The organism is Arthrobacter sp. SAFR-179 (genome assembly GCF_059414945.1).
Map to the genome: position 1 here is coordinate 91,843 of NZ_JBPFDM010000001.1, position 19,103 is coordinate 110,945.

General features: G+C 67.1%; 19 protein-coding genes. 4 read left to right on the forward strand and 15 right to left on the reverse strand.

Going from position 1 to position 19,103, the window contains the following annotated elements; translation table 11 throughout:
• Positions 1-14: 14 nt before the first annotated feature.
• A complete protein-coding gene (locus ACR65K_RS00490) occupies positions 15-350 on the forward strand; it encodes a hypothetical protein (RefSeq protein WP_440150901.1) in 336 nt (111 codons plus the stop codon).
• 56 nt (positions 351-406) lie between these two features.
• Here the strand turns inward: ACR65K_RS00490 and map are convergent, their stop codons facing one another.
• The 4 genes from map to arsB form a co-directional block, all read right to left on the reverse strand.
• Positions 407-1,183, reverse strand: coding sequence for a type I methionyl aminopeptidase (gene map, locus ACR65K_RS00495; protein ID WP_440150902.1), 777 nt, complete (start codon positions 1,181-1,183; stop codon positions 407-409).
• Between the two features lie 157 nt (positions 1,184-1,340).
• Complete coding sequence (locus ACR65K_RS00500; RefSeq protein WP_440150903.1) at positions 1,341-1,763, reverse strand: arsenate-mycothiol transferase ArsC; 423 nt, start codon at positions 1,761-1,763, stop codon at positions 1,341-1,343.
• The gene (locus ACR65K_RS00505) at positions 1,760-3,166 is read right to left on the reverse strand and encodes an FAD-dependent oxidoreductase (protein WP_440150904.1); all 1,407 of its coding nucleotides are present in this window, start codon (positions 3,164-3,166) and stop codon (positions 1,760-1,762) included. The genes ACR65K_RS00500 and ACR65K_RS00505 overlap by 4 nt, the downstream gene beginning before the upstream one ends.
• Positions 3,159-4,256: an ACR3 family arsenite efflux transporter gene (gene arsB / locus ACR65K_RS00510; RefSeq protein ID WP_440150905.1), complete on the reverse strand. Its 1,098-nt coding sequence runs from the start codon at positions 4,254-4,256 to the stop codon at positions 3,159-3,161. Before arsB ends, ACR65K_RS00505 begins: the two co-directional genes overlap by 8 nt.
• A 119-nt stretch (positions 4,257-4,375) precedes the next feature.
• Here arsB and ACR65K_RS00515 point away from each other — a divergent pair, with 119 nt between their 5' ends.
• Positions 4,376-4,726: an ArsR/SmtB family transcription factor gene (locus ACR65K_RS00515; RefSeq protein ID WP_440150906.1), complete on the forward strand. Its 351-nt coding sequence runs from the start codon at positions 4,376-4,378 to the stop codon at positions 4,724-4,726.
• A gap of 12 nt (positions 4,727-4,738) precedes the next feature.
• Here the strand turns inward: ACR65K_RS00515 and arsA are convergent, their stop codons facing one another.
• The gene (gene arsA, locus ACR65K_RS00520; RefSeq protein ID WP_440150907.1) at positions 4,739-6,502 is read right to left on the reverse strand and encodes an arsenical pump-driving ATPase; all 1,764 of its coding nucleotides are present in this window, start codon (positions 6,500-6,502) and stop codon (positions 4,739-4,741) included.
• A 136-nt stretch (positions 6,503-6,638) separates the two neighbouring features.
• On the opposite strand from arsA, the gene ACR65K_RS00525 reads away from it, so the two are divergent.
• On the forward strand, positions 6,639-7,196 hold the full coding sequence (locus ACR65K_RS00525) for a DinB family protein (RefSeq protein ID WP_440150908.1): 558 nt from the start codon (positions 6,639-6,641) through the stop codon (positions 7,194-7,196).
• Positions 7,197-7,258: 62 nt separating this feature from the next.
• Here ACR65K_RS00525 and ACR65K_RS00530 read toward each other — a convergent pair whose 3' ends face one another.
• The 4 genes from ACR65K_RS00530 to ACR65K_RS00545 form a co-directional block, all read right to left on the reverse strand.
• Positions 7,259-7,552: a hypothetical protein gene (locus ACR65K_RS00530; protein ID WP_440150909.1), complete on the reverse strand. Its 294-nt coding sequence runs from the start codon at positions 7,550-7,552 to the stop codon at positions 7,259-7,261.
• Positions 7,553-7,788: 236 nt separating this feature from the next.
• Positions 7,789-8,619 carry an oxidoreductase gene (locus ACR65K_RS00535; RefSeq protein ID WP_440150911.1) on the reverse strand — a complete coding sequence of 277 codons (831 nt, stop codon included), beginning with the start codon at positions 8,617-8,619 and terminating at the stop codon, positions 7,789-7,791.
• Positions 8,620-8,667: 48 nt separating this feature from the next.
• A complete protein-coding gene (locus tag ACR65K_RS00540; protein ID WP_440150912.1) occupies positions 8,668-9,696 on the reverse strand; it encodes an aldo/keto reductase in 1,029 nt (342 codons plus the stop codon).
• Between the two features lie 28 nt (positions 9,697-9,724).
• Complete coding sequence (locus ACR65K_RS00545; RefSeq protein ID WP_440150913.1) at positions 9,725-10,606, reverse strand: aldo/keto reductase; 882 nt, start codon at positions 10,604-10,606, stop codon at positions 9,725-9,727.
• 87 nt (positions 10,607-10,693) lie between these two features.
• Between ACR65K_RS00545 and ACR65K_RS00550 the strand changes: the two genes are divergently transcribed.
• A complete protein-coding gene (locus tag ACR65K_RS00550) occupies positions 10,694-11,578 on the forward strand; it encodes a helix-turn-helix transcriptional regulator (protein WP_440150914.1) in 885 nt (294 codons plus the stop codon).
• Between the two features lie 87 nt (positions 11,579-11,665).
• Here ACR65K_RS00550 and ACR65K_RS00555 read toward each other — a convergent pair whose 3' ends face one another.
• The 6 genes from ACR65K_RS00555 to ACR65K_RS00580 form a co-directional block, all read right to left on the reverse strand.
• On the reverse strand, positions 11,666-12,637 hold the full coding sequence (locus tag ACR65K_RS00555) for a hypothetical protein (protein ID WP_440150915.1): 972 nt from the start codon (positions 12,635-12,637) through the stop codon (positions 11,666-11,668).
• A gap of 694 nt (positions 12,638-13,331) precedes the next feature.
• Positions 13,332-13,964 carry an RAD23 family protein gene (locus ACR65K_RS00560; RefSeq protein ID WP_440150916.1) on the reverse strand — a complete coding sequence of 211 codons (633 nt, stop codon included), beginning with the start codon at positions 13,962-13,964 and terminating at the stop codon, positions 13,332-13,334.
• A 45-nt stretch (positions 13,965-14,009) separates the two neighbouring features.
• On the reverse strand, positions 14,010-14,705 hold the full coding sequence (locus ACR65K_RS00565) for a sortase domain-containing protein (protein WP_440150917.1): 696 nt from the start codon (positions 14,703-14,705) through the stop codon (positions 14,010-14,012).
• 23 nt (positions 14,706-14,728) lie between these two features.
• Positions 14,729-15,493, reverse strand: a complete 765-nt coding sequence (locus ACR65K_RS00570) for an LPXTG cell wall anchor domain-containing protein (protein ID WP_440150918.1) — start codon at positions 15,491-15,493, stop codon at positions 14,729-14,731.
• A 240-nt stretch (positions 15,494-15,733) separates the two neighbouring features.
• Positions 15,734-16,198, reverse strand: coding sequence for a hypothetical protein (locus ACR65K_RS00575; RefSeq protein WP_440150919.1), 465 nt, complete (start codon positions 16,196-16,198; stop codon positions 15,734-15,736).
• 277 nt (positions 16,199-16,475) lie between these two features.
• Positions 16,476-19,091, reverse strand: coding sequence for an AMP-binding protein (locus tag ACR65K_RS00580; RefSeq protein WP_440150920.1), 2,616 nt, complete (start codon positions 19,089-19,091; stop codon positions 16,476-16,478).
• Positions 19,092-19,103 lie beyond the last annotated feature (12 nt).

Below are 19,103 nucleotides of genomic sequence, written 5' to 3' on the forward strand. Positions count from 1 at the left end.
TTCCTGGGCGCCTGTTGTCCGCCCTTGCCGCGCTGGTTCTCCTGCTGCTGGTGCGCAGGGAACGCCGGGCCGGCGTCGTGGCCACCGCGGCAGCCGCGGCGTTCCTGATGCCCATCCTGTGGAATTCCATCCTGAACTGGACCGGAGCCATTGGCATGTTTTCCCACGACCTCCCGTTCCCGCCGTTTCCGGTCAGCTGGCAGGATACGGGAACAGGTGTCTTCACCTTTGCCGGCACGGCTCTGGCCCTGATGACCGGGCCCTGCAGCCGCGATACGCCCCGCAGCGTTGCGGCAACAGCAGCGGTGACGGCGGTCGCCGCCCTCATCGTGGACGTCTACCTCTACTGAACCGGCTTTACTGAAACCCGCCCACAAAACTCCCTGCCGCTAAACCTGGCCCGACGCTACTTTTGCGTCGGCAGCGTCAGAATCTCGGCGCCGTCGGCCGTAATGGCGATGGTGTGCTCCGTGTGCGCCGTCCTGCAGCCGGTGGCGCTCCTTAGCGTCCACCCGTCGTCGTCCGTTACCAGCTCGTCGGTGTCCGCCATGATCCATGGCTCGAGTGCCAGCAGCAGCCCGGGCCGCAGCTTGAAGCCGCGGCCGGGCCGGCCGGTGTTGGGCACGTGCGGGTCCTGGTGCATGGTGGAGCCGATGCCGTGGCCGCCGAACTGCGTGTTGACCGGGTACCCGGCGTCGATGAGGACGCGGCCGATGGCGTAGGACACGTCCCCGATCTTGGCGTTCGGCCCGGCCGCGGCGATCCCGGCGGCCAGGGCGCGTTCGGTCGCCTCGATCATCGCCACGCTCTCCGCCGGCTGTGAGTCGCCCACGATGAAGCTGATGGCGGCGTCCGCGGCAATGCCGTTCTTGACGACGGCGAGGTCCAGGGTCAGCAGGTCGCCGTCGGCCAGGGCATAGTTGTGGGGCAGCCCGTGCAGCACGGCATCGTTGACGCCGGTGCAGATGTAGTGGCCGAAGGGGCCGCGGCCGAAGGAGGGCGCATAGTCCACGTAGCAGGATTCGGCCCCGGCCTCCGTGATCATCTCCTTGGTCCACTGGTCGATGTCCAGGAGGTTGGTGCCCACCGTGGCGCGGGTCTTCATGGCCTGCAGGATGTCAGCCACCAGGGCGCCGGTCTCCCGGGCGCGGGCCACTTCGGAGGGGTTGAGGATCTCGATCACGGGGGCGCCCCTTCGTGTGCGGCCATTAACTATGCGCCCCATCCTATTGGCCCGGCAACGAACAGCGGCAAGAGCCGAAGCGGAATCTTTCAGCCGGTACGGCGCCCGTCGCCCAGGCGGCGGCCAAGGTCCGGGACGGCGCACGGGCCGGCATAGCTCAGCTCCCGGTGAGCTCCGCATACAGCTTCTGGACGCGGGCCTTGATGTCGTCCCGCACCAGCCGCATGCGCTCCATGCCCTCGATGCCGCGGCTGGAGGGCTCATCCGTATCCCAGACCTCAAACCGGATGCCCTCGGGAGCCTGGACTTTCGCCTCCGTGCCCAGGACGATGACTGCGTCCACGCTGTTCAGCACGTCATCGGTGATGGGTTTGGGGTGTTCACCGGTGATGTCGATGCCGATTTCAGCCAAGGACTCCACGGATTGGCCGTTCAGTGACTTGCCCGGGCTGGTACCTGCCGAGTGCACGGTAACCGTTCCGTTGGCCAGCTGGTTCATGAGTCCGGCGGCGAGTTGGGATTTGCCGCCGTTCTTGCTGCAGACGAACAGGACGCTGGGGGTCTTCGGTGCCGTGCTCATGCGTCACCGGAGCGGCCGTGGGCCAGGCCCGTGGGGAAGCCGATGAGCACCGGCTCGGGGGTGCCGCAGCAGCCGCCGGAGGTTTCTGCCACGAAGCCTGCAGACGCTGCCGCGGGGACGTCACAGCTGGTGCCGATGTCAGAGGAGCAGACGCCGGTCTCCGGCAGTTCGAGCTGCACCGAGTCCGCTGCCTCGCGGTCCCCGGCCAGGGCGGCCGCGACGGAGCGGACCTGTTCGTAGCCGGTGGCCAGCAGGAAGGTGGGCGCCCGGCCGTAGGACTTCATCCCCACGATGTAGAAGTCCTGTTCCGGGTGGGAGAGCATTGCAGCGCCGTGCGGTTCCACCGTGCCGCAGGAGTGGAATTCCGGGTCGATCAGGGGCCCGAGCTCACGCGGGGCCTCCACGCCGGGGTCCAGTTCCAGCCGGAGCTCCTGGAGGATCTTCAGGTCCGGACGGAATCCGGTGGCCGGAACCACCACGTCGGCGCGGAGGGTCCGGCCGTCCGTGGCCGTCAGCGTGACGCCGGCATCAGCGGTCGCGAGGGAGGCGATACCGAAACCGGTGTGAAGTTCCACGGTGCCGGACTTGACGAGGGCGCGGAGCCGGCTGCCCAGCTGGCCCCGGGCGGCGAGCCCGTCGGCGTCGCCGCCGCCGTAGACCTTCGCCGGGGACGCGCCGCGGATGGCCCACACGATCTTCGTTCCGGGCTCCCCGGCTGCGAGGTCGGCGAGGTTGAGCAGGGTGTTGGCGGCGGAGTGTCCCGCGCCCACAACGACGGCGGTCTGCCGGGCAAACGCTGCCCGCTCCCGGCCCAGCACGTCCGGCAGCGGGGAAGAGATGTGGGCGGCGGCGGCAGCTTCACCGATGGCCGGCAGCCCCGAGGTTCCGAGCGGATTGGGCGTGGACCAGGTGCCGGAGGCGTCGATGACCGCGGCCGCCTGGTAGTCGCGGACGTCGCCGTCGGCGTGTTCAACACGGACCAGGAAGGGCGTGCTGTTCCGGTTCCGGCTGTGGGTCTTGTCCATGCCCTGCCGGGTCACCGCAAGCACGCGGGCGCCCGTCTGGAGGCGGGACGCGATGGCGGGCACGCTGGCGAGTGGGGTGAGGTACTGGTCGATGAGGTCCCCGCCGGTGGGCAGCTCCGCCGGCCCGGGTGCTGTCCAGCCCGCTTGGGCGAGCAGGCGGACGGCGGCGGCGTCGGTGTTGTACTGCCACGGGGAAAAGAGCCGGATGTGCCGCCACTGCTCGATCGCCGCGGCGGGTGCCGGGCCGGCTTCAAAGATCAGCGGTTCCAGGCCCCGTTCAAGCAGGTGCGCCGCCGCGGCGAGGCCGATGGGGCCTGCGCCGATGACAGCTACGGGAAGGGTGTTGGTTGCAGCCACGATGTCCTCTGTTTCATCCATTGGCGTGGGTGGGGGTGAAAAAGCGTGTCCGGGCCCACAGTGCCGCGTACACCAGGGCAACGAGGGCTGGGACTTCGATCAAGGGTCCGACGACGCCGGCCAGGGCTTGGCCGGAGGTGACGCCGAAGGTGCCGATCGCCACAGCGATGGCGAGTTCGAAGTTGTTGCCGGCGGCCGTGAAAGCCAGTGTGGTGGTTTTCGCGTAGCCAAGGCCCAGCCATTTTCCGATCACCATGCCGGCACCGAAAACCACCACGAAGTAGACCAGCAGCGGCAGCGCGATCCGGGCCACATCCAGCGGCCGGGAAGTGATGGTGCCGCCCTGCAGCGCGAAGAGCAGGGTGATGGTGAAGAGCAGGCCGTAGAGCGCCCAGGGGCCGAGCTTCGGCAGGAAAGCGCCTTCGTACCAGTCGCGGCCTTTGGTCTTTTCCCCGATGGTGCGGGTCAGGAAGCCGGCCAGCAGGGGGATTCCCAGGAACACCAGCACGGAGGCGGTGATGGACCAGAAGGAGAAGTCCGCGCTGGTGGTGGGCAGCCCGAGCCAGGACGGCAGGAGTTGGAGGTAGAACCAGCCCAGGGCGCCGAACGCGAGGACCTGGAAGACGGAGTTGATGGCCACCAGTACGGCCGCGGCTTCCCGGTCGCCGCAGGCAAGGTCGTTCCAGATCATCACCATGGCGATGCAGCGGGCCAGGCCCACGATAATGAGGCCGGTGCGGTATTCCGGGAGGTCGGGAATGAAGATCCAGGCCAGCGCGAACATGAACGCCGGGGCCAGGACCCAGTTCAGTACCAGCGACGTGATCATGAGTTTGCGGTCACCGATCACCCGGTGCGTCTGGTCGTAGCGGACCTTCGCGAGCACCGGGTACATCATCACCAGCAGGCCTATGGCGATCGGCAGCGACACATCGCCGATTTTGACGGCTTCGAGCGTGGTGTTCAGTCCCGGGATCACGTTGCCCAGCAGCAGTCCCAGCGCCATGGCGGCGATGATCCACACCGGCAGGAAGCGGTCCAGGGTGGAGAGCTTGCCGACGGCGGCAGCCTCACCGTCAAGGCGGGCGGATGGGTCAGTCTGGGTGCTCACGGGGCTCCTGTGCTGCTGGTCGTTGCCCAGGCTTGAATGCCTGGGGAAACATTGATATTCGTCGATATGAAGTATTGGCAACTATATCGATGATTGTCAATCCATGTGCATAATGGATCATGACTTCCCTGCAAACGGTCGAGCCCGCCGTCGTCGACGCCTGCTGCGCTCCATCCGGCCACGCTGCACTCGATGCGGAGGAAGCCCAGCGCACGGCCCTTGTGTTCAAGGCGCTGGCCGATCCCAACAGGCTGCGGCTGCTCTCGATTGTCAAGGGCGCCGGAGGCGGCGAGGCGTGTGTCTGCGATCTGACCGAGCCGCTGGACCTGAGCCAGCCCACGGTGTCCCACCACCTGAAGATCCTGGTGGACGCCGGCCTGCTCCACCGCGAAAAGCGCGGCACCTGGGCCTATTACTCCCTGGTCCCCGGCGCGATCGAACGGACGGCCGGCCTCCTGGCGTCCCTGTAAACCCGGCGACTGTCAGGCGGGCTGGGAACTGTAGGCCGTCAGGGCGGACAGTTTTTCTTCGCCAATGGGTTCGTCGGGAAGCAGTGGAATGAGGGCCACCCGGTCCGCCAGTTGGTACACCTGTGAAATCTGTTCAAGCTCACTGGCTGCGCGCGCCTGCAGAAATGGTGTCTGCGGGTGTGCGGCGGCGATCGAGTTGTTAATCACCCAGGCCCAGGGATGAATCCCGGCCCGTTCCAGATCGTCCTGCAGCTCCTTGGCTTCGAGGACCGGTGTGGTTTCGGCCAGGGTCACCAGGACCACCTTGGTCTGCGCCGGATCCTGCAGCCGCATGAGGGGCGTCACGAAGCCCATGGTGTTGCCTACCTGGCGGGCGATTTCGCGGTGGTAGGAACCTGTGGCGTCCAGGAGCAGCAGGGTGTGCCCGGTGGGTGCGGTGTCAATCACCACGAAGTGCCGGCGCGATTCCTGGACCACTTTGGAGAACTGCCGGAAGACCGCCACCTCGTCGGTGCACGGGGACATCAGGTCCTCGGCCAGGGCAGCGCGGCCTTCATCGTCCATGTTCCTGCCCTTGGTGTCCATGACATGGGCCCGGTACTCGCGGATGGCTGACTCGGGATCGATGCGTGAGACGGTGAGGCCGGGGACAGAGCCGTGGAGCGTCTCGGTCAGGTGCGCGGCCGGATCGGTTGTGGTGAGGTGGACGTCATGCCCGCGCCTGGCCAGGGCTATGGCGACGGCGGCAGCAACAGTTGTTTTGCCCACGCCGCCTTTTCCCATACACATCACCAGGCCGCGGCCATCGCGCTCCACCTCGTCAACGAGCGCGGCCAGCGGGGCATCTTCCGCACCTGGAGCCGGCGCTGCAGGTGGCTGCCGTGGGGCGGCAGGGGCGGTGGTGAACAGGGAGTCGAGCGCGGGAATCCCCACCATGTTCCCCGGCTTCAGCTCCAGGACGTCACGCGGAAGGCCGGCCACTGTGCGCGGAATCGCAGCGAGGGCCGCGGCCTCCCGGGCGCGGAGTGATTTCGCCAAGTCCTCATCGCCGGCCGCGTCCGGCAGCACCCCGTTGACCACCACGTACCCGCTGCCTATCCCGATCTGGTTGAGCTCCAGGTAGGTCCGCTCGATCTCGGCCAGCGAAGACGTCTGGGCCCGGCTCACCAGCACCAGCCGCGTGCGGGCCGGGTCCGTGAGGGCCTGCACTGCCTTGGCGTAGACCTGCTTGTGCTTCTCGAGGCCGGAGAGGGGTCCCAGGCAGGAGGGATCGCCAGTGCCGGCCGCCAGGAAGTCCGTCCATGAACCAGGCAGCTGCAGCAGCCGGATGGTGTGGCCGGTCGGGGCCGTGTCGAAGACGATGTGATCGTACTCGCCATAGCTGCTGTCATCAGCCAGCAGGCTGGTGAACTCATCGAAGGACGCGATCTCCGTGGTGCAGGAACCGGAGAGGCTCTCCGCGATCCCGGCCAGCTCCGCATCCGGCAGGACGCCCCGGGCGGGTCCGATGATCCGCTCCCGGTAGGCTTCGGCTGCCTGCTCGGGGTCGATTTCCAGCGCCCGGAGCCCCGGCACGCCGCTGATCTGGGTGACGGTGTTGCCGATGGTCTGGCCGAACACCTGGCCCACGTTCGAGGCGGGGTCGGTGCTGACCAGGAGGACGTGTTTTCCCGTCCCGGCAAGGGTGAGCGCCGTTGCACACGCCACCGACGTCTTGCCCACGCCGCCCTTGCCTGTGAAGAAGAGGAACCGGGGCGCATCCTGGAGGAACTTCATGGGCCTCATGCTATCGATAGCCGTCGATGTATGGCAGGGCCTTTTGGACTGCGGATCCTGCGCCTGCGAGCCCGCGGTGAGGAACGGCGAGCCTATGATGTGGAGACCGGCTGGTACCGATGGACGGGAGGCTCCGATGGCACCCGACAGTGATCCCGTGAAGGCGGACCTGCTGTGGATCGCGGAGGACCTCCGGAATATCGTGTCCAGCGCCCGCAGCGGCGAACTGGACATGCCCTCCAACGGAACGCGGTGGACCAACCGGCAACTGCTCTTCCACATGGCCCTCGGACAGAACATCGCACTGGCGGGGATACCGCTCCTGGGCCTGTTCTCCCGCCTGCCTCCGCCGGCCTCCCGGTACTGGAGCAAGCTCCTGGACTCCTGCGCACGTCCCTACAACTGGGTGAACTGGGCCGGGAGCGCCGCCGGGGGCCGCGTTCTCAAGCAGCAGGCCGTGACGGGAATGATGGACCGGACCACGCGGATCATCGTCAACTGGTACAGCCACGCGGACAACCAGGCACTCGCCCGCGGCATGACGATGCCCGTCCGCTGGGACCCGTATTTCCTGCCCTGGATGAGCCGCCGGGACATTCTGGAGTGGGCGCCCAAGCATTACCGCCACCACCGGGCACAGCTTAGCCTGACCACACTGCCGTCTCTGCCCCCACTCAAGTCCCCTCCCAACTAGGTAGCGCCAAGTGTCGTTCTGGGGCTCCAAAACGACACTTCGCGCTACCTAGTTGGCCTGGCTCACGGGGCGGACGGGTCGTCCCAGTTGATACCGATGGAACGGCCGCGGGCAAAGTGGGCGTTCGCGATGTCATTGACTTCGCGAAGGCTCTTCCCCGGGTACGCCAGCCGGATCCATTCGTAGTCCCACTCCTGCATGGCCCGTACGCGCCCGGCCTGCTTCGCGGCGCGCACGTGGGCTGTCAGCTCATCCCCGCCGAGGACCTGGCGGGGCGGCGCCATGACGGGTTGCGGCTTGGGCGGCGGCACCCTGGCCGGACGTGGTGGGGCCTTGGCTGTGTGCACGAGTGCCACGGTCAGCGCCACCACGCCCGCGGCAATCAGGAGGACTCACCAGTACTGGATGATGAGGGCAATGACGATGAGGGCGAAGAACGGGGCACACCCGAGGGTGCCGCCGCCCTTGCTGCGTGAACGAGGCCGTTTTGCTGCCATGGTGCGGTATCCAACTTGTCTCGACATGTTGACGGAACAAGTCCACTCTCGCACCGGGTTCGCGCCGTGTCATGAGTATTTAGTACTCAGTTGGGTCAGTCCGTGAAATCGGTGCCCGTGCTCAGCTCCTGCCACTGCTCCAGCTCCGCGCGCTGGGCGTCGGCCACCTTACCGAAGGCACCGAAAGCGTCCGTGCCCAGGACCAGCAGGCCCGGCGGGTTGGGGGATTGGACGACGGCGATGATCGCCCGGGCTGCCTTGTCCGGGTCGCCGGGCTGGTTGCCGTGCGCGGTGTCGTGTTCCTTGCGGCGCTTGCCGGCCGTGTCCGCGTAGTCGTCGATCGGCGTCGCGGACTGGGTGAGCGAGCGGCCCGCGAAGTCGGTCCGGAAGCCGCCGGGTTCGATGGCGGTGACGTTGATGCCCAGCGGCTTCAGTTCGTTGCGCAGCGATCCGGACATGCCTTCCAGCGCCGCCTTGGTGGCCGCGTAGTAGCCCGAGCCGGCCGGCGTGATCCGGGCGCCGATGGAGGAGATGTTCAGGATGGAGCCCGCCTTGTTGGCGCGCATGCCCGGCAAAACTGCCTTGATCATGTCCACCGCCCCGAAAAAGTTCGTGTCGAACAGCCGCCGGATGTCGCCGTCGTCCGCTTCCTCCACGGCGGCGCGGTAGCCGTAGCCGGCGTTGTTGACCAGCACGTCGATGCTGCCGAACTTCTCCTCCGCGGCCTTCACCGCCGCGCTGATCTGCGCCTTGTCGTTGACGTCCAGGGGGAGCGCCAGCGCGGTGTCCGGGAAGCCGGCCACGATGTCCTGCAGCGTTTCCACCTTCCGGGCGGTGACGACGGCGTTGTGCCCGGACGCGAGCACGGCTTCGGCCAGTGCCCGGCCAAGTCCGGTGGAGCAGCCGGTGATGAGCCACGTTGCCATGGGTTTCCTTTCATAAGGGGGATGGGGAAATAAGGTGCGGTCCGGCGCTTAAGCCCGGTGCCGCCGTCGTGCCTGGGCGGTGAGTTCGTGGGCGCCGTAGCTGTTGTCGTCAGGGTTGACGGTGACGCCGGGGGCCACCAGTTGGTCGATGCGGTCCAGCACCTCGTGGCCCAGCTTGGTGTCGGCGGCCGGCAGGTAGGACTCCAACTGCTCCATGGTGCGCGGGCCCACGATGGCCGAGGTGACGCCGGGGTGGTTGATCACGAACGCGATGGCCAGCTCAATCATCGTCACGCCGGCCCACTCGGCCACCTGGGCCAGCTCCTCCACGATGTCCAGCTTGCGCTGGTTGGCGGGCTGGGCCATGTCGAACCGCGCACTGGGCCGGGCGCTCGAGGTGGGCCGGGACGCGGAGTCCTTCCGCCACCGGCCGGAGAGCCAGCCGCCGGCCAGCGGGCTGTAGGTCAGGGTGCCCATCCCGTGCCGCTGCACCGTGGGAAGCACGTCCTCCTCGATGCCGCGGGTCAGGATGGAATAGGGCGGCTGCTCGCTGACGAAACGTTCCAGATTCCGTTCCCGCGAGGCCCACTGCGCCTCCACGATCTGCGAACCGGAGTAGGACGACGAGCCGAGGTAGCGGACCTTGCCCTGGCGGACCAGATCGGTGAGGGCGCCCAGGGTCTCCTCCACGTCTGTGTCCGGGCTGGGCCGGTGCACCTGGTAGAGGTCGATGTGGTCGGTGTTCAGCCGGCGCAGCGAGTCCTCCACGGCGCGCATGATCCAGCGGCGGGATCCGCCGCGCCGGTTTGGGTCCTTCTCGTCCATGGGCATGAAGAACTTGGTTGCCAGGAAGACGTCGTCGCGCCTTCCCTGCAGTGCCTCCCCGACGATCTCCTCCGAGGCCCCGCCGGAGTAGACGTCCGCGGTGTCGATGAAGTTGATGCCGGCGTCCAGCGCGCGGTGGATGATGCGGGTGGCGTCGGCCCGGTCATTGTTGCCCCACGGGCCGAACATCATCGCACCGAGGCAGAGGGGGCTGACCTGCACACCGGTGCGGCCGAGCGGACGGTATTCCATGCTGGTTCCTTGTCTCTAAGAGGCGGTTCTAGGCTTCGGGGATGACCATGGCGAACCGCTCGGGGCGGGCCACATCCGGGTCCGGGCCGCTGCGGACGTTGGTGTCCAGGGCGTCGATTGCCGCGAGTTCGGCCGCGGAAAGCTCGAAGTCGAACACGGCGAAGTTCTCCGCGATGCGTGCCGGGTTGGTGGACTTGGGGATGGCGGAGCGGCCCTGCTGCAGGTGCCAGCGCAGCATCACCTGGGCGGGAGTCTTGCCGTGTGCCTGCGCGACGGCGGCAATCGCCGGGTCCCGCATGACGTTCTTCCGGTTCTCGCCCCAGCCCGGGTAGAACGTGATGCCGCCGATCGGGGACCATGCCTGGGTGAGGATGCCGTACCCGGCGTCGGCCGCCTGGACGTTCCGCTGGGCGAAGTACGGGTGCAGCTCGATTTGGTTCACGGCCGGAACCACGGACGTTTCCGCCAGCAGCTGCGTGAGGTGGTGCGGCAGAAAGTTACTGACGCCGATGGCCCGCACGCGTCCGTCCTTGAGCAGGGTCTCCAAGGCCTCGTAGGCGGCGATGGTCTTTTCGAACCGGTCCGGGGCGGGCTGGTGCAGGATGAGCAGGTCCAGCTGATCCACACCCAGCTTGCCGGCCGACTTGGCCCAGGCATGCAGCGCCTCGTCGTAGCCGTAGTCGCTGACCCACACCTTCGTCTCGATGAACACCTCGGAACGGTCCAGGCCGGAGCGGCGGATGCCTTCGCCCACCTCCCGCTCGTTGCCGTACGCGGCGGCGGTGTCGATGTGCCGGTAGCCCACCTCCAGCGCTGTCTGGACTGCCGCCGTCGTCTCCTCCGGAGGACTTTGGAAGACGCCCAGGCCGAGCGCGGGCATGGTGATGCCGTTGTTGAGTTTGAGTTCCATGCTCTTCACGCTATTCGGGTATGGAGGTTTGTGGGAGGGACTGCCAGTCCCTCCTTCGGCGCCGGCTCGGCGCGTAGCGTGGGGGCCATGACCAACAGCGATGACGTCCGGAAGTTCCTGACTTCCCGCCGCGCCCGGCTCACGCCCGAGGATGCCGGGCTGCCCGCGTACGGCGGCAACCGGCGGGTGGCTGGGCTACGGCGCGAGGAGGTGGCGATGCTCGCCGGGATGAGCATCGATTACTACATCCGGCTGGAGCGCGGGAACCTGTCCGGCGCCTCGGACAGCGTCCTGGAGGCGCTGGCCCGGGCTTTGCAATTGGACGACGCCGAGACTGCCCACCTGTTCGATCTGGCCCGCGCGTCCACGGCTGCGCCGCGGGTGCGGCGGAGGCGGAGTCCGCAGACGGTGCGGCCCAGCGTGCAGCGGGTCATCGATGCGATCACCGCGGCGCCGGCCTGGGTCCGCAACGACCGCGGCGATGTCCTGGCGTCCAATGAGCTGGGCCGGGCCCTGTACCTGGACATGATGGCCGACGGCGGCACCCCGCCCAACAGCGCACGCTTCACTTTCCTGAGCCCCAAGTCGCGGGAGTTCTTCGCCGACTGGGAGCGCGCGGCGGACGATATTGTTGCTGTTTTGCGGTCCACCGCCGGAAAGAACCCGTACGACAAGGACCTCTCGGACCTGATCGGGGAGCTTTCCACGCGCAGCGAGGAGTTCCGCACCCGCTGGGCTCGGCACGACGTGAAGTACCACCGTGCCGGCCGCAAACGGCTCCACCATTCGATCGTGGGGGACCTGGACCTGACCTATGAGGCGCTGGAGCTCCCCGCCGATCCTGGGCTACGGATCAACATCTACACTGCCGAGCCCGGCTCGCCGTCAGAGGACGCGCTGAAGGTCCTGGCCAGCTGGGCCGCCACGCAGGGCACTGTGGCCGGGGCTCCGGTTCAGGAGAAGACCACCTGAGCCACGTTCCGTGACAGGCAATTGCATTTTCGCTGCGCATGTTCCTTACCGCTACCTAAATAACGGGTGCGATAAGGAAGACGCGCGTCACAGCGGCTTTTGCGCGTCGAAAATGGCAGAGCGCGTACGACGGCGGCCCACACCGGCCGCTGCCAGCTTGTCTTCCAGCCTTCTCGACTTCAGGTCGGCCCAGTCCCACCGCACTACGTTGATGCCTAGGGCACGGATCCGGTTCTCGCGCTGCTTTTCCGCCACAACGGCCTGGGACGCGGTCTGGCCCTTGAGGAACTCGGGCTTGAGGTACTTCTCCTCGCCATCGAATTCGCCAACCACCCTCGACTCCTTCCAGTAGAAGTCGGTGTAGCCCACCAGCCCGGCGGCGTCGGAAAACCGGTGTTGAAGGACCGGGGAGTCGAAGCCGGCAACATGGATCAGTGCGCGGCTCCAGGATTCGCCTGCCGACCCCGATGCGGGATCGGCAAACGCAATAGCCGACCGGATCCTGCGGCCAGCAGCGGCGGAGTAGATCGACCCGATCCCGCCCTCCAGGTCGGTCTTGGTCAGCGCGGGCAGACGCCGGACCAGGTCCCGCCGGAGCACATGGTCCAGCGGCGCGATGGCTTCGGTAAAGGGAATGAACGCGGCCAGGTCAAGGACAGTGCGGATGCGATCGGTGACCAGGAGGCCCTCCACCGTGACCACCGCTAAGCCAGTCCGCGCCGCGAAGTGGCGGCTGACTCCGGCACGTGACCTTCCGCCGTCGTTCTTCCAAGTGAGTGCCTGGACCGGGTGGTGAAGGCCGATGGTGGGGATTCCCAGGACGCTGGCCGCGGAGTGCCGGGCGAATACGGTTGGCTTCTCGAATGTTTCCGCGGCGGCCTGGATGCGGAGTCGGTACTGCTCCCATGGCTTCAACCCCCTCCACGTCGGTCCATCAACATAGACGCCGTGCCGGACTCGGACCAGTGCGCCGGCCTTCACCCGCTTGGCGAGCTCATTCGGCACCAGACCGTACAGGTTGCGGTCGCGGGACAACAAGAGGCGTGGAATGTCTGGCATATACCTAAGCTGGCTGACAGCCGTCCCTGCCGGTACCGGCACTCCCCGCTATGTGGAAATGTGGCTGCGACCTCGTTGAATTTCCCGATGCGCATATTCCACGACGCCCCCAAAATATGGCCTGCGCAAATGGTTTTTAGTGTCGAAAATGTCTTTCCGCACCGGTTTGTGCCGCCCCGTGTTGAAGCCGGCCAGGGTCTGGTCAACGGGGCAGCCAGCAAAACTCCGTACTGACGCTCATCACACAACGGCGCTACCTTTTTGTCATGGAACGCATGGACCTAAAGGGCGCGGCTTTGTGCTGTACCGGGCACCGCACAAAACGGCTGTAGACCCGGACACGGGTGAGCTGTTAACTGACATGCTGGTTATCGTCGTCCCCGATGACGCTGATCCGGGAGTCGCGCCTGGGTGAGATTGCACGCGACGAACTGGAGGAGATCCTCATTGACGCTTGCGCGGCACGGGCACCGAAAAAGTTGGTTGCGGAGTTCTTCGCGGCACGCTAAGCGCTCCGTGGCGGGCTGGGCATGAATGTACGACGGCGGCGGGCTAAGTCCCGGAGGTGAATAAGTCCCTGAGTTGGGCGGCTATGGCTGTGGCTGAGACGTGGTGGGTTTGGCCGTCGAGGACGCTGCCGCGCCGGTAGTTACCGGCCCCGGAGGCCCGGGAGCATGCAGTTCCGGGGGAGGGGCTAGTGGTGCTCCACCCAGCAGGCCAGGATGGTGGTGGAGAGCTGGTAGGCCAGGGCGTTCCGGGTGATGCTTTCCGGTCCCAAAGTGGCGGGCAAATTGGAGGCGTCCACCTTCAGCACGAAGCTGTCCTTCTGGAACACGGTGGACCCATCGGTAGTTTCGTAGGCCGGGAAACCGAGGTTAGCCAGGCCTTGGATGGGTGCAGCGCCCTTGGCCAAGGCCTGCATCGCATCGAAGTATTTCAGTGCCGATACCTTGTCCGAGGCCTCCTGGACGGAGACGACCAACGCTCCTTCGGCCAGGTGGTAGGTGCAGGTGAAGGTGCTGTCTGCCCAGCTATTGATCGTGTGCGGGTCCGAGCCCAGGTCCAGGATGGACCGCAGCCTCTCCTTTGGCTGGTCACCGCAGACCATCAGGGCGGCGGCACTGGGCCCCTCCGCAGTCGCGCCGCGTGACGGGGACTGCTCTCCGTGATGTCCGCCGTGGTGGCTACCTTCAGGCGACGCTGCCGGCGGGGCCGCCTCCGTCGAAACGTCCGGCGCCGCGGTGACGGATCCCGCCGCTGTTGCACAACCGGAAAGCAGCAGAGCGGACAAGGCCACGGAGGCCAGTAAAGGCTTTTGCTGTTTCATGGCGCATCCAATTCTGCCGGCGCCTGGTCAGGGGCGCTGCGGGTGTCAGGCTTTGAGTTTGGCGTAGATAACGTAGTTGTCGTCAAAGAGTCCGGTGGCGGGGTCGTAGCCATCGCAGGTGATCAGCCGGAGTTCGGCTCCCGGGGTGTTGCCGTAGACCTCGAGGGTAGGGAACTCGTTTTTCGGATACAGGGCGCCGTGGTCAACGCTGAACACGGCGATGCTGCCGTCTGTCCTCGAAACGCTGATCTCGGCGCCGGGAGCGAGCTTGCGGAGGTCCGCGAAGACACCCTTGTGGCCTCCGAGGGCATTGACGTGGCCCAACATCACTGAGGGGCCGCGTTCGCCGGGGGTCGGAGAGCCGCTGTACCAGCCCGCGGGGGCTCCGTTGCCGTTGTCCTGCGGGACTTGAAGGGAGCCGTTGTCCTCCAGTCCCAGGTGGAGGAGGTCCGTCCGGACCCCGATCGATGCAATGCTCAGGGTCACGGGAGCGGAGGCGCCAAGCACTGCCGGCTGCTGCGGCCCAGCCGGGACTTCTGCTGCAGCGGGAGGCGCCGGGGGCGCAACCGGGGGCGTGACCGCGGGGGAAGCCGGCGGTGAGGTGGAAGCGGAGGGTGCCGGTCCGTCGTCGGCCGTTGTAGCCTGCCCGGCGGCGCAACCGGCCAGGGAAAGCGCGAGCAGGACCCCGGCCACCGCGGAGGCCCCGGGACCTCCGCGGTGGCCGAAATTCCTGGATGTCACAGACTTGATCCGTTCAGCCCTGGCTAGGCTGCGGCGTTGCGGCGGCGGACGGCGTAGGCGCCGCCTGCGAGGGCCACCAGGGCCAGTCCTCCGCCGATGGCGAGGGCTCCGGTGTCGGTGCCGGTTTCGGTGGCAACGCCGGTGTTAGCGCCGCCGGCCGGCATCTTCATCTGGCCGGCGGTAAGAGTCCCGCACAGTGCCGGCGAGGTTGCGGCCAGTGGCAGGGTGGGGGCGAGGTCGCTCTTTGCGGCCTGGCCTGCTGCGCTGAGGGTGGCGGGGTCAAGGCCGTGCACCACAACCACTGCGGTGCCGGCTTCGAGTGCTGCCTTGGTGTCGGCGTTCAGTTCGAACGTGCGGTCAACCGTGTAGGAGGCGCCCTGTCCGCCGACCTTCAGGTCCAGGCCTGCTGCGGGGCTGGTGTCGCCGCTGGTTGAGAGCGTGGTGACGATGCCACCGTAGGACGGCGCTCCTTCTGTGGTGGAGACAACCATGTCGCCGTCCTTGTCCGCTGAAGGGTCGGGGCATGTGCCCTTGGCGCCGCCGTGGATGTGCTGGACGTGCGGGTACGGGGCGTCCATGAAGGTTGCGGGCATGCCCGAGACTTTCAGGACGACGTGGGCCTGGTTGCCCTTGACATCCAGGGTGATGGTGCCTGAGCCTTTGCTGCCGTTGATCTGCTTCAACGTGGACTGGTAAGAGCCATCGGCAGCCATTGCAGGGGAACCGGACAGGGCAAGAGCGGCAAGGGCAAGGGTGGGGACTGCCATAAAGCGAAGTGACTTATTCATAGGAAAATCTCCTCATACACGTCCGTGTGATGTTGGCGTCCCCAGAGAGGAGACAACAGTGCTTCGCAGCGCATCAAAGAGCGGATGGGTCGGGGAGTGGCCTAATTCACTTTTTCCATGTTCCGGGCCTGCTCTTTCGCAGCAGACTGAGCTGGCTCATTGGGCTTTGGTGGTTCGTGGGGCCCTGCGAAGGGAAGTCACCATTTCCGGTCCTCCTGCTGCCTCCGCAGGGCGAAGCTCCTACATCCGGCCGGAAGCCAGGTCTGCATCCACGTTCGGATCCGTGCTGCTGCTTTCCGGGGACGTGAGTGACGGCGGCGGCTCTTTCTTTGACGCCTGCATGGAGCGCCACACTGCTGCCCCGCCTGCCAGGGCCGCCAGTGCGCCGATCCACCACAACATCCTGCCCGCCCGCCGGGGAGCCTGGGCCGGGGCAGCATTAGGTCCCACCCGCCTCAACCGTTCCTGAACCCGGGGAGTGTAGGTCTCCACGCCGCCGGCGAGTTCGTCTGCCAGGCGGCGCAAAAGCGACTGGAGGCGCGGGGAAGCGGTCTCAATGCCGGTATCCAGTCCTGCCACCGCTCGCTGGAGCGCCGCCTGTACCCCGGGCGTGGCCCATTCCCGGCCCCTGGCCAGCTGGTTAATGAGGTTCTCGGAAAGACGGTGGGCGTGCTCGGTCTCGGTGAGTGGTTCTGCAGTGCGCATGGATGTCTCCTTTGAGCGATGGATGACCACAGCGTACGGCCTGCACAAACGTGGAGAAAGGGTCTTTTGGAACTAGGAAGTCAGCTGCCAGGCGTAACCGGCTGCGGCTGCGTAAAGGGCAGCGGGTGGAGAGCTGGCGGCGGCTGGGGTAGGCGTTCGCGGTCTCAAACGAACACCTTCGCCGCCAGCTCTCGTAACGAGACTACGGTCTTTAACTGCCCGGCCGCCCCCGTATTCGGTACGCGTTTTTTAAAACCGGGATACCCGCCCCTAACGTCTAAGACCGCTGCGCAGCCGCCGGTTCAACAGTGCCCCGCGAAGGTGACCGCCGCTTTAACCACCGTTCCGCCAGGCCCATGGCCCGCGTGGCCGCAGCCCAGTAGAGGACGCCGCAGGCCAGGGATGCCAGCACGGCCAGGCCCTTGTCTAGGGGGTTGTCGGAATCAAACAGCGGGTACACCAGCCAGTGCGTGACGTAGATGTACAGCGACGCGCTCGCCAGCAGCGCCGTGACCCGGTGAAGCCCGCGCGGTACCCGCAGCGTGGGCAGCCACAGCAAAATGAGGCACCCCGCAAGGATGGTGCCGCTGCGGTATGGATCGTCAAACGACGCCGGAGCCACCAGGACAGCAAGAACCGTAACGGCCCATCTCTGCCACAAGGTACGGGAGGCGGCGGCCGCCCAGCCCAGCCCGAACAGCCACAGCACCGGCCCCTGGCCCGGGTAACGGCTCTCCACCAGGCCAAAAAGCAGGGGCAGATCCACGGCCACCAGGGCCATGCCGAACGCCCAGGGCCAGCGGCGCAGCAGACGGTCAACGGCCGGTACCGCCAGCACCAGGGCCAGCCCGATCAGGATGTGGACCAGGACCTCCACGAACCAGAACCGCGAGTAATCACTCCACCCCTCCGGCCCCACCAGCGCGTTCAGCAGGAACACGTTGTGCAGGGCGTACTTGTCCGTCACGGCGAACGCGAGCGCAATCACCGCAACGGATGGCACCACGATCCGCGCGATGCTGCGCAGGTGCCGCCGGAACCGCTCCGCACGCGCCCCGGACAGCTGGAAACGGGCAAAGTTGTAGCCTGCCACCGCCATCAGCACGTGCGCGGTGCCCTGCCAGTGGAAGAACCCGATGTGCGTGGAGACGATCGCGATGATGGCCACCGCGCGCAGCACAATCCCCGTCTCCATCGGGGCGAACAGCCGGCGGCGGACACGGCGCACCAGAGTGCCGGAAGGCGCAGCTTTCCCGGAAGGCTCGACGGCGGCACCCGCCACGTGCGGCGCAGGCGTCAGTTCGCAGACCGGCATCAGGTGCCAGCCTTCGGGAATGTAGCCGAGGGCACGCTCCAGCCGGACGGACGCCGCCACGTAGGACAGCGAATCGCCACCCAGGGAGACGAACGAATCGGTCCCGGCGACGCTGTCCACCTCCAGCACCTCCGCGAAGATGCGCCGCACGTCGGTGGAACCTGCGTCCGGATCCTCGGCCGGGCCGCCGTCGTCCTCTTCTCCTCCACAGGCGAGGGCGGCGACGGCGGGATAATCCGGCTTTCCGTTACCCAGGCGGGGGATGGCTTCCACGGGGTGAAGTTCGACGGCGGCGCGGGGCAGGCCCAGGTCCTGGGCGAGGGTTTTGGCGATCAGGGCCAGGTCGTGGTCGCCTTCCACTGCGGCCACCACAGCGTCGTCGGAGCCTGCGGCGGCCGCGGTCACCCCGAGGTCCGCCAGCAGCCGCTCCACCTGGCCCAGATCCACGCGGAGCCCCACGATCTTCACGAACCTGCTGCGCCTGCCCACAATTTCATAAAGCCCGTCAAGACCAACACGGGCCAGGTCGCCGGTGCGGAGTTCGGTGACCGTCCGCCCCAGGCTGAGGTCCTCGGGCCGCTCGGCGTAGCCCAGCATCACGTTGGGGCCGGAATAGACCAGCTCGGAGGCGTCCAGGCCGGGCACGGGCTCAAGCCGGAAGGACCCGCCCGGGATCGGCACGCCGATGGCCTGCGGATTCTGCATTGCCTGGTCCGGCGGCAGATAGGCCATGCGGGCGGTGGCCTCGGTCTGCCCGTACATGACGAACAGGTCCCACCCCTGCCGCCGGCCCTGTTCGGCGTAGGAGCGCACGCGGTCCGGGGCGAGCCGTCCGCCGGCCTGGGTGATGTACCGCAGGCTGGGCACATCCATGTCCTCGAAGCCCACGCGGTCCAGGAGGTCGAAGGTGTAGGGCACCGCCGCGAAGGAGGTCACGTGTTCGGTGCGGACCAGGTCCCAGAAGCACGGGTCCACCACCGAGAGGTCCGTCAGCGCCAGGGACGCGCCGGCCAGGAGGTGGCTGTTGACCACGCTCATCCCGTAGCAGTAGGAGAGGGGGAGCGTGGTGGCCGCCTTGTCAGAGGGGCGGAGCTGCAGGTACTCGGCGATCGCGGCGGCGTTGGCCTGGATGCTGTCGGCGGAAAGGCGCACCAGTTTGGGTGACCCCGTGGATCCCGACGTGCTGAGAAGCAGCGCCAGTTCCGGGTGAAGTTCATGGCGGGTGGCTTCGCGCCTGACGTCCAGGACCGCTTCATTGCCCGACGCGCGGACCACAAGGTCCGGCTCATAGGCCGCCAGCAGCGCCTCGGCAGCTGAGCCGCCGCCAGTAGGCAGGATCAGCAGCGGGTTGCCGGAGGACAGTGCGGCCAGGTAGGCCACCAGGGCCGGGAGCGTGTTCCCGGCCTCCAGCGCGACAAGGCGGCGGCCGGGCCCGAACGCGCGGGCCATGTCCTCCACCTGCCGCGCCAGTTCCCGGTAAGTCAGGGACTGGCCCGGGGTGCTGACAGCCACACGGTCGCCGAAGCGCGCCAGGTGGGCGGCGAACGGTACTCCGGCGAGCTTTGTCTCTAAGGTCACCGGAGCACTTTA

Excerpts from the sequence above, each read along its gene's own strand:
- ACR65K_RS00500 (WP_440150903.1), bottom strand. The coding sequence starts at position 1,763 with ATGAGCACGGCACCGAAGACCCCCAGCGTCCTGTTCGTCTGCAGCAAG.
- ACR65K_RS00505 (WP_440150904.1), bottom strand. The coding sequence starts at position 3,166 with ATGGATGAAACAGAGGACATCGTGGCTGCAACCAACACCCTTCCCGTA.
- ACR65K_RS00515 (WP_440150906.1), top strand. The coding sequence starts at position 4,376 with ATGACTTCCCTGCAAACGGTCGAGCCCGCCGTCGTCGACGCCTGCTGC.
- arsA (WP_440150907.1), bottom strand. The coding sequence starts at position 6,502 with ATGAAGTTCCTCCAGGATGCGCCCCGGTTCCTCTTCTTCACAGGCAAG.
- ACR65K_RS00525 (WP_440150908.1), top strand. The coding sequence starts at position 6,639 with ATGGCACCCGACAGTGATCCCGTGAAGGCGGACCTGCTGTGGATCGCG.
- ACR65K_RS00535 (WP_440150911.1), bottom strand. The coding sequence starts at position 8,619 with ATGGCAACGTGGCTCATCACCGGCTGCTCCACCGGACTTGGCCGGGCA.
- ACR65K_RS00540 (WP_440150912.1), bottom strand. The coding sequence starts at position 9,696 with ATGGAATACCGTCCGCTCGGCCGCACCGGTGTGCAGGTCAGCCCCCTC.
- ACR65K_RS00545 (WP_440150913.1), bottom strand. The coding sequence starts at position 10,606 with ATGGAACTCAAACTCAACAACGGCATCACCATGCCCGCGCTCGGCCTG.
- ACR65K_RS00550 (WP_440150914.1), top strand. The coding sequence starts at position 10,694 with ATGACCAACAGCGATGACGTCCGGAAGTTCCTGACTTCCCGCCGCGCC.
- ACR65K_RS00555 (WP_440150915.1), bottom strand. The coding sequence starts at position 12,637 with ATGCCAGACATTCCACGCCTCTTGTTGTCCCGCGACCGCAACCTGTAC.
- ACR65K_RS00560 (WP_440150916.1), bottom strand. The coding sequence starts at position 13,964 with ATGAAACAGCAAAAGCCTTTACTGGCCTCCGTGGCCTTGTCCGCTCTG.
- ACR65K_RS00570 (WP_440150918.1), bottom strand. The coding sequence starts at position 15,493 with ATGAATAAGTCACTTCGCTTTATGGCAGTCCCCACCCTTGCCCTTGCC.
- ACR65K_RS00575 (WP_440150919.1), bottom strand. The coding sequence starts at position 16,198 with ATGCGCACTGCAGAACCACTCACCGAGACCGAGCACGCCCACCGTCTT.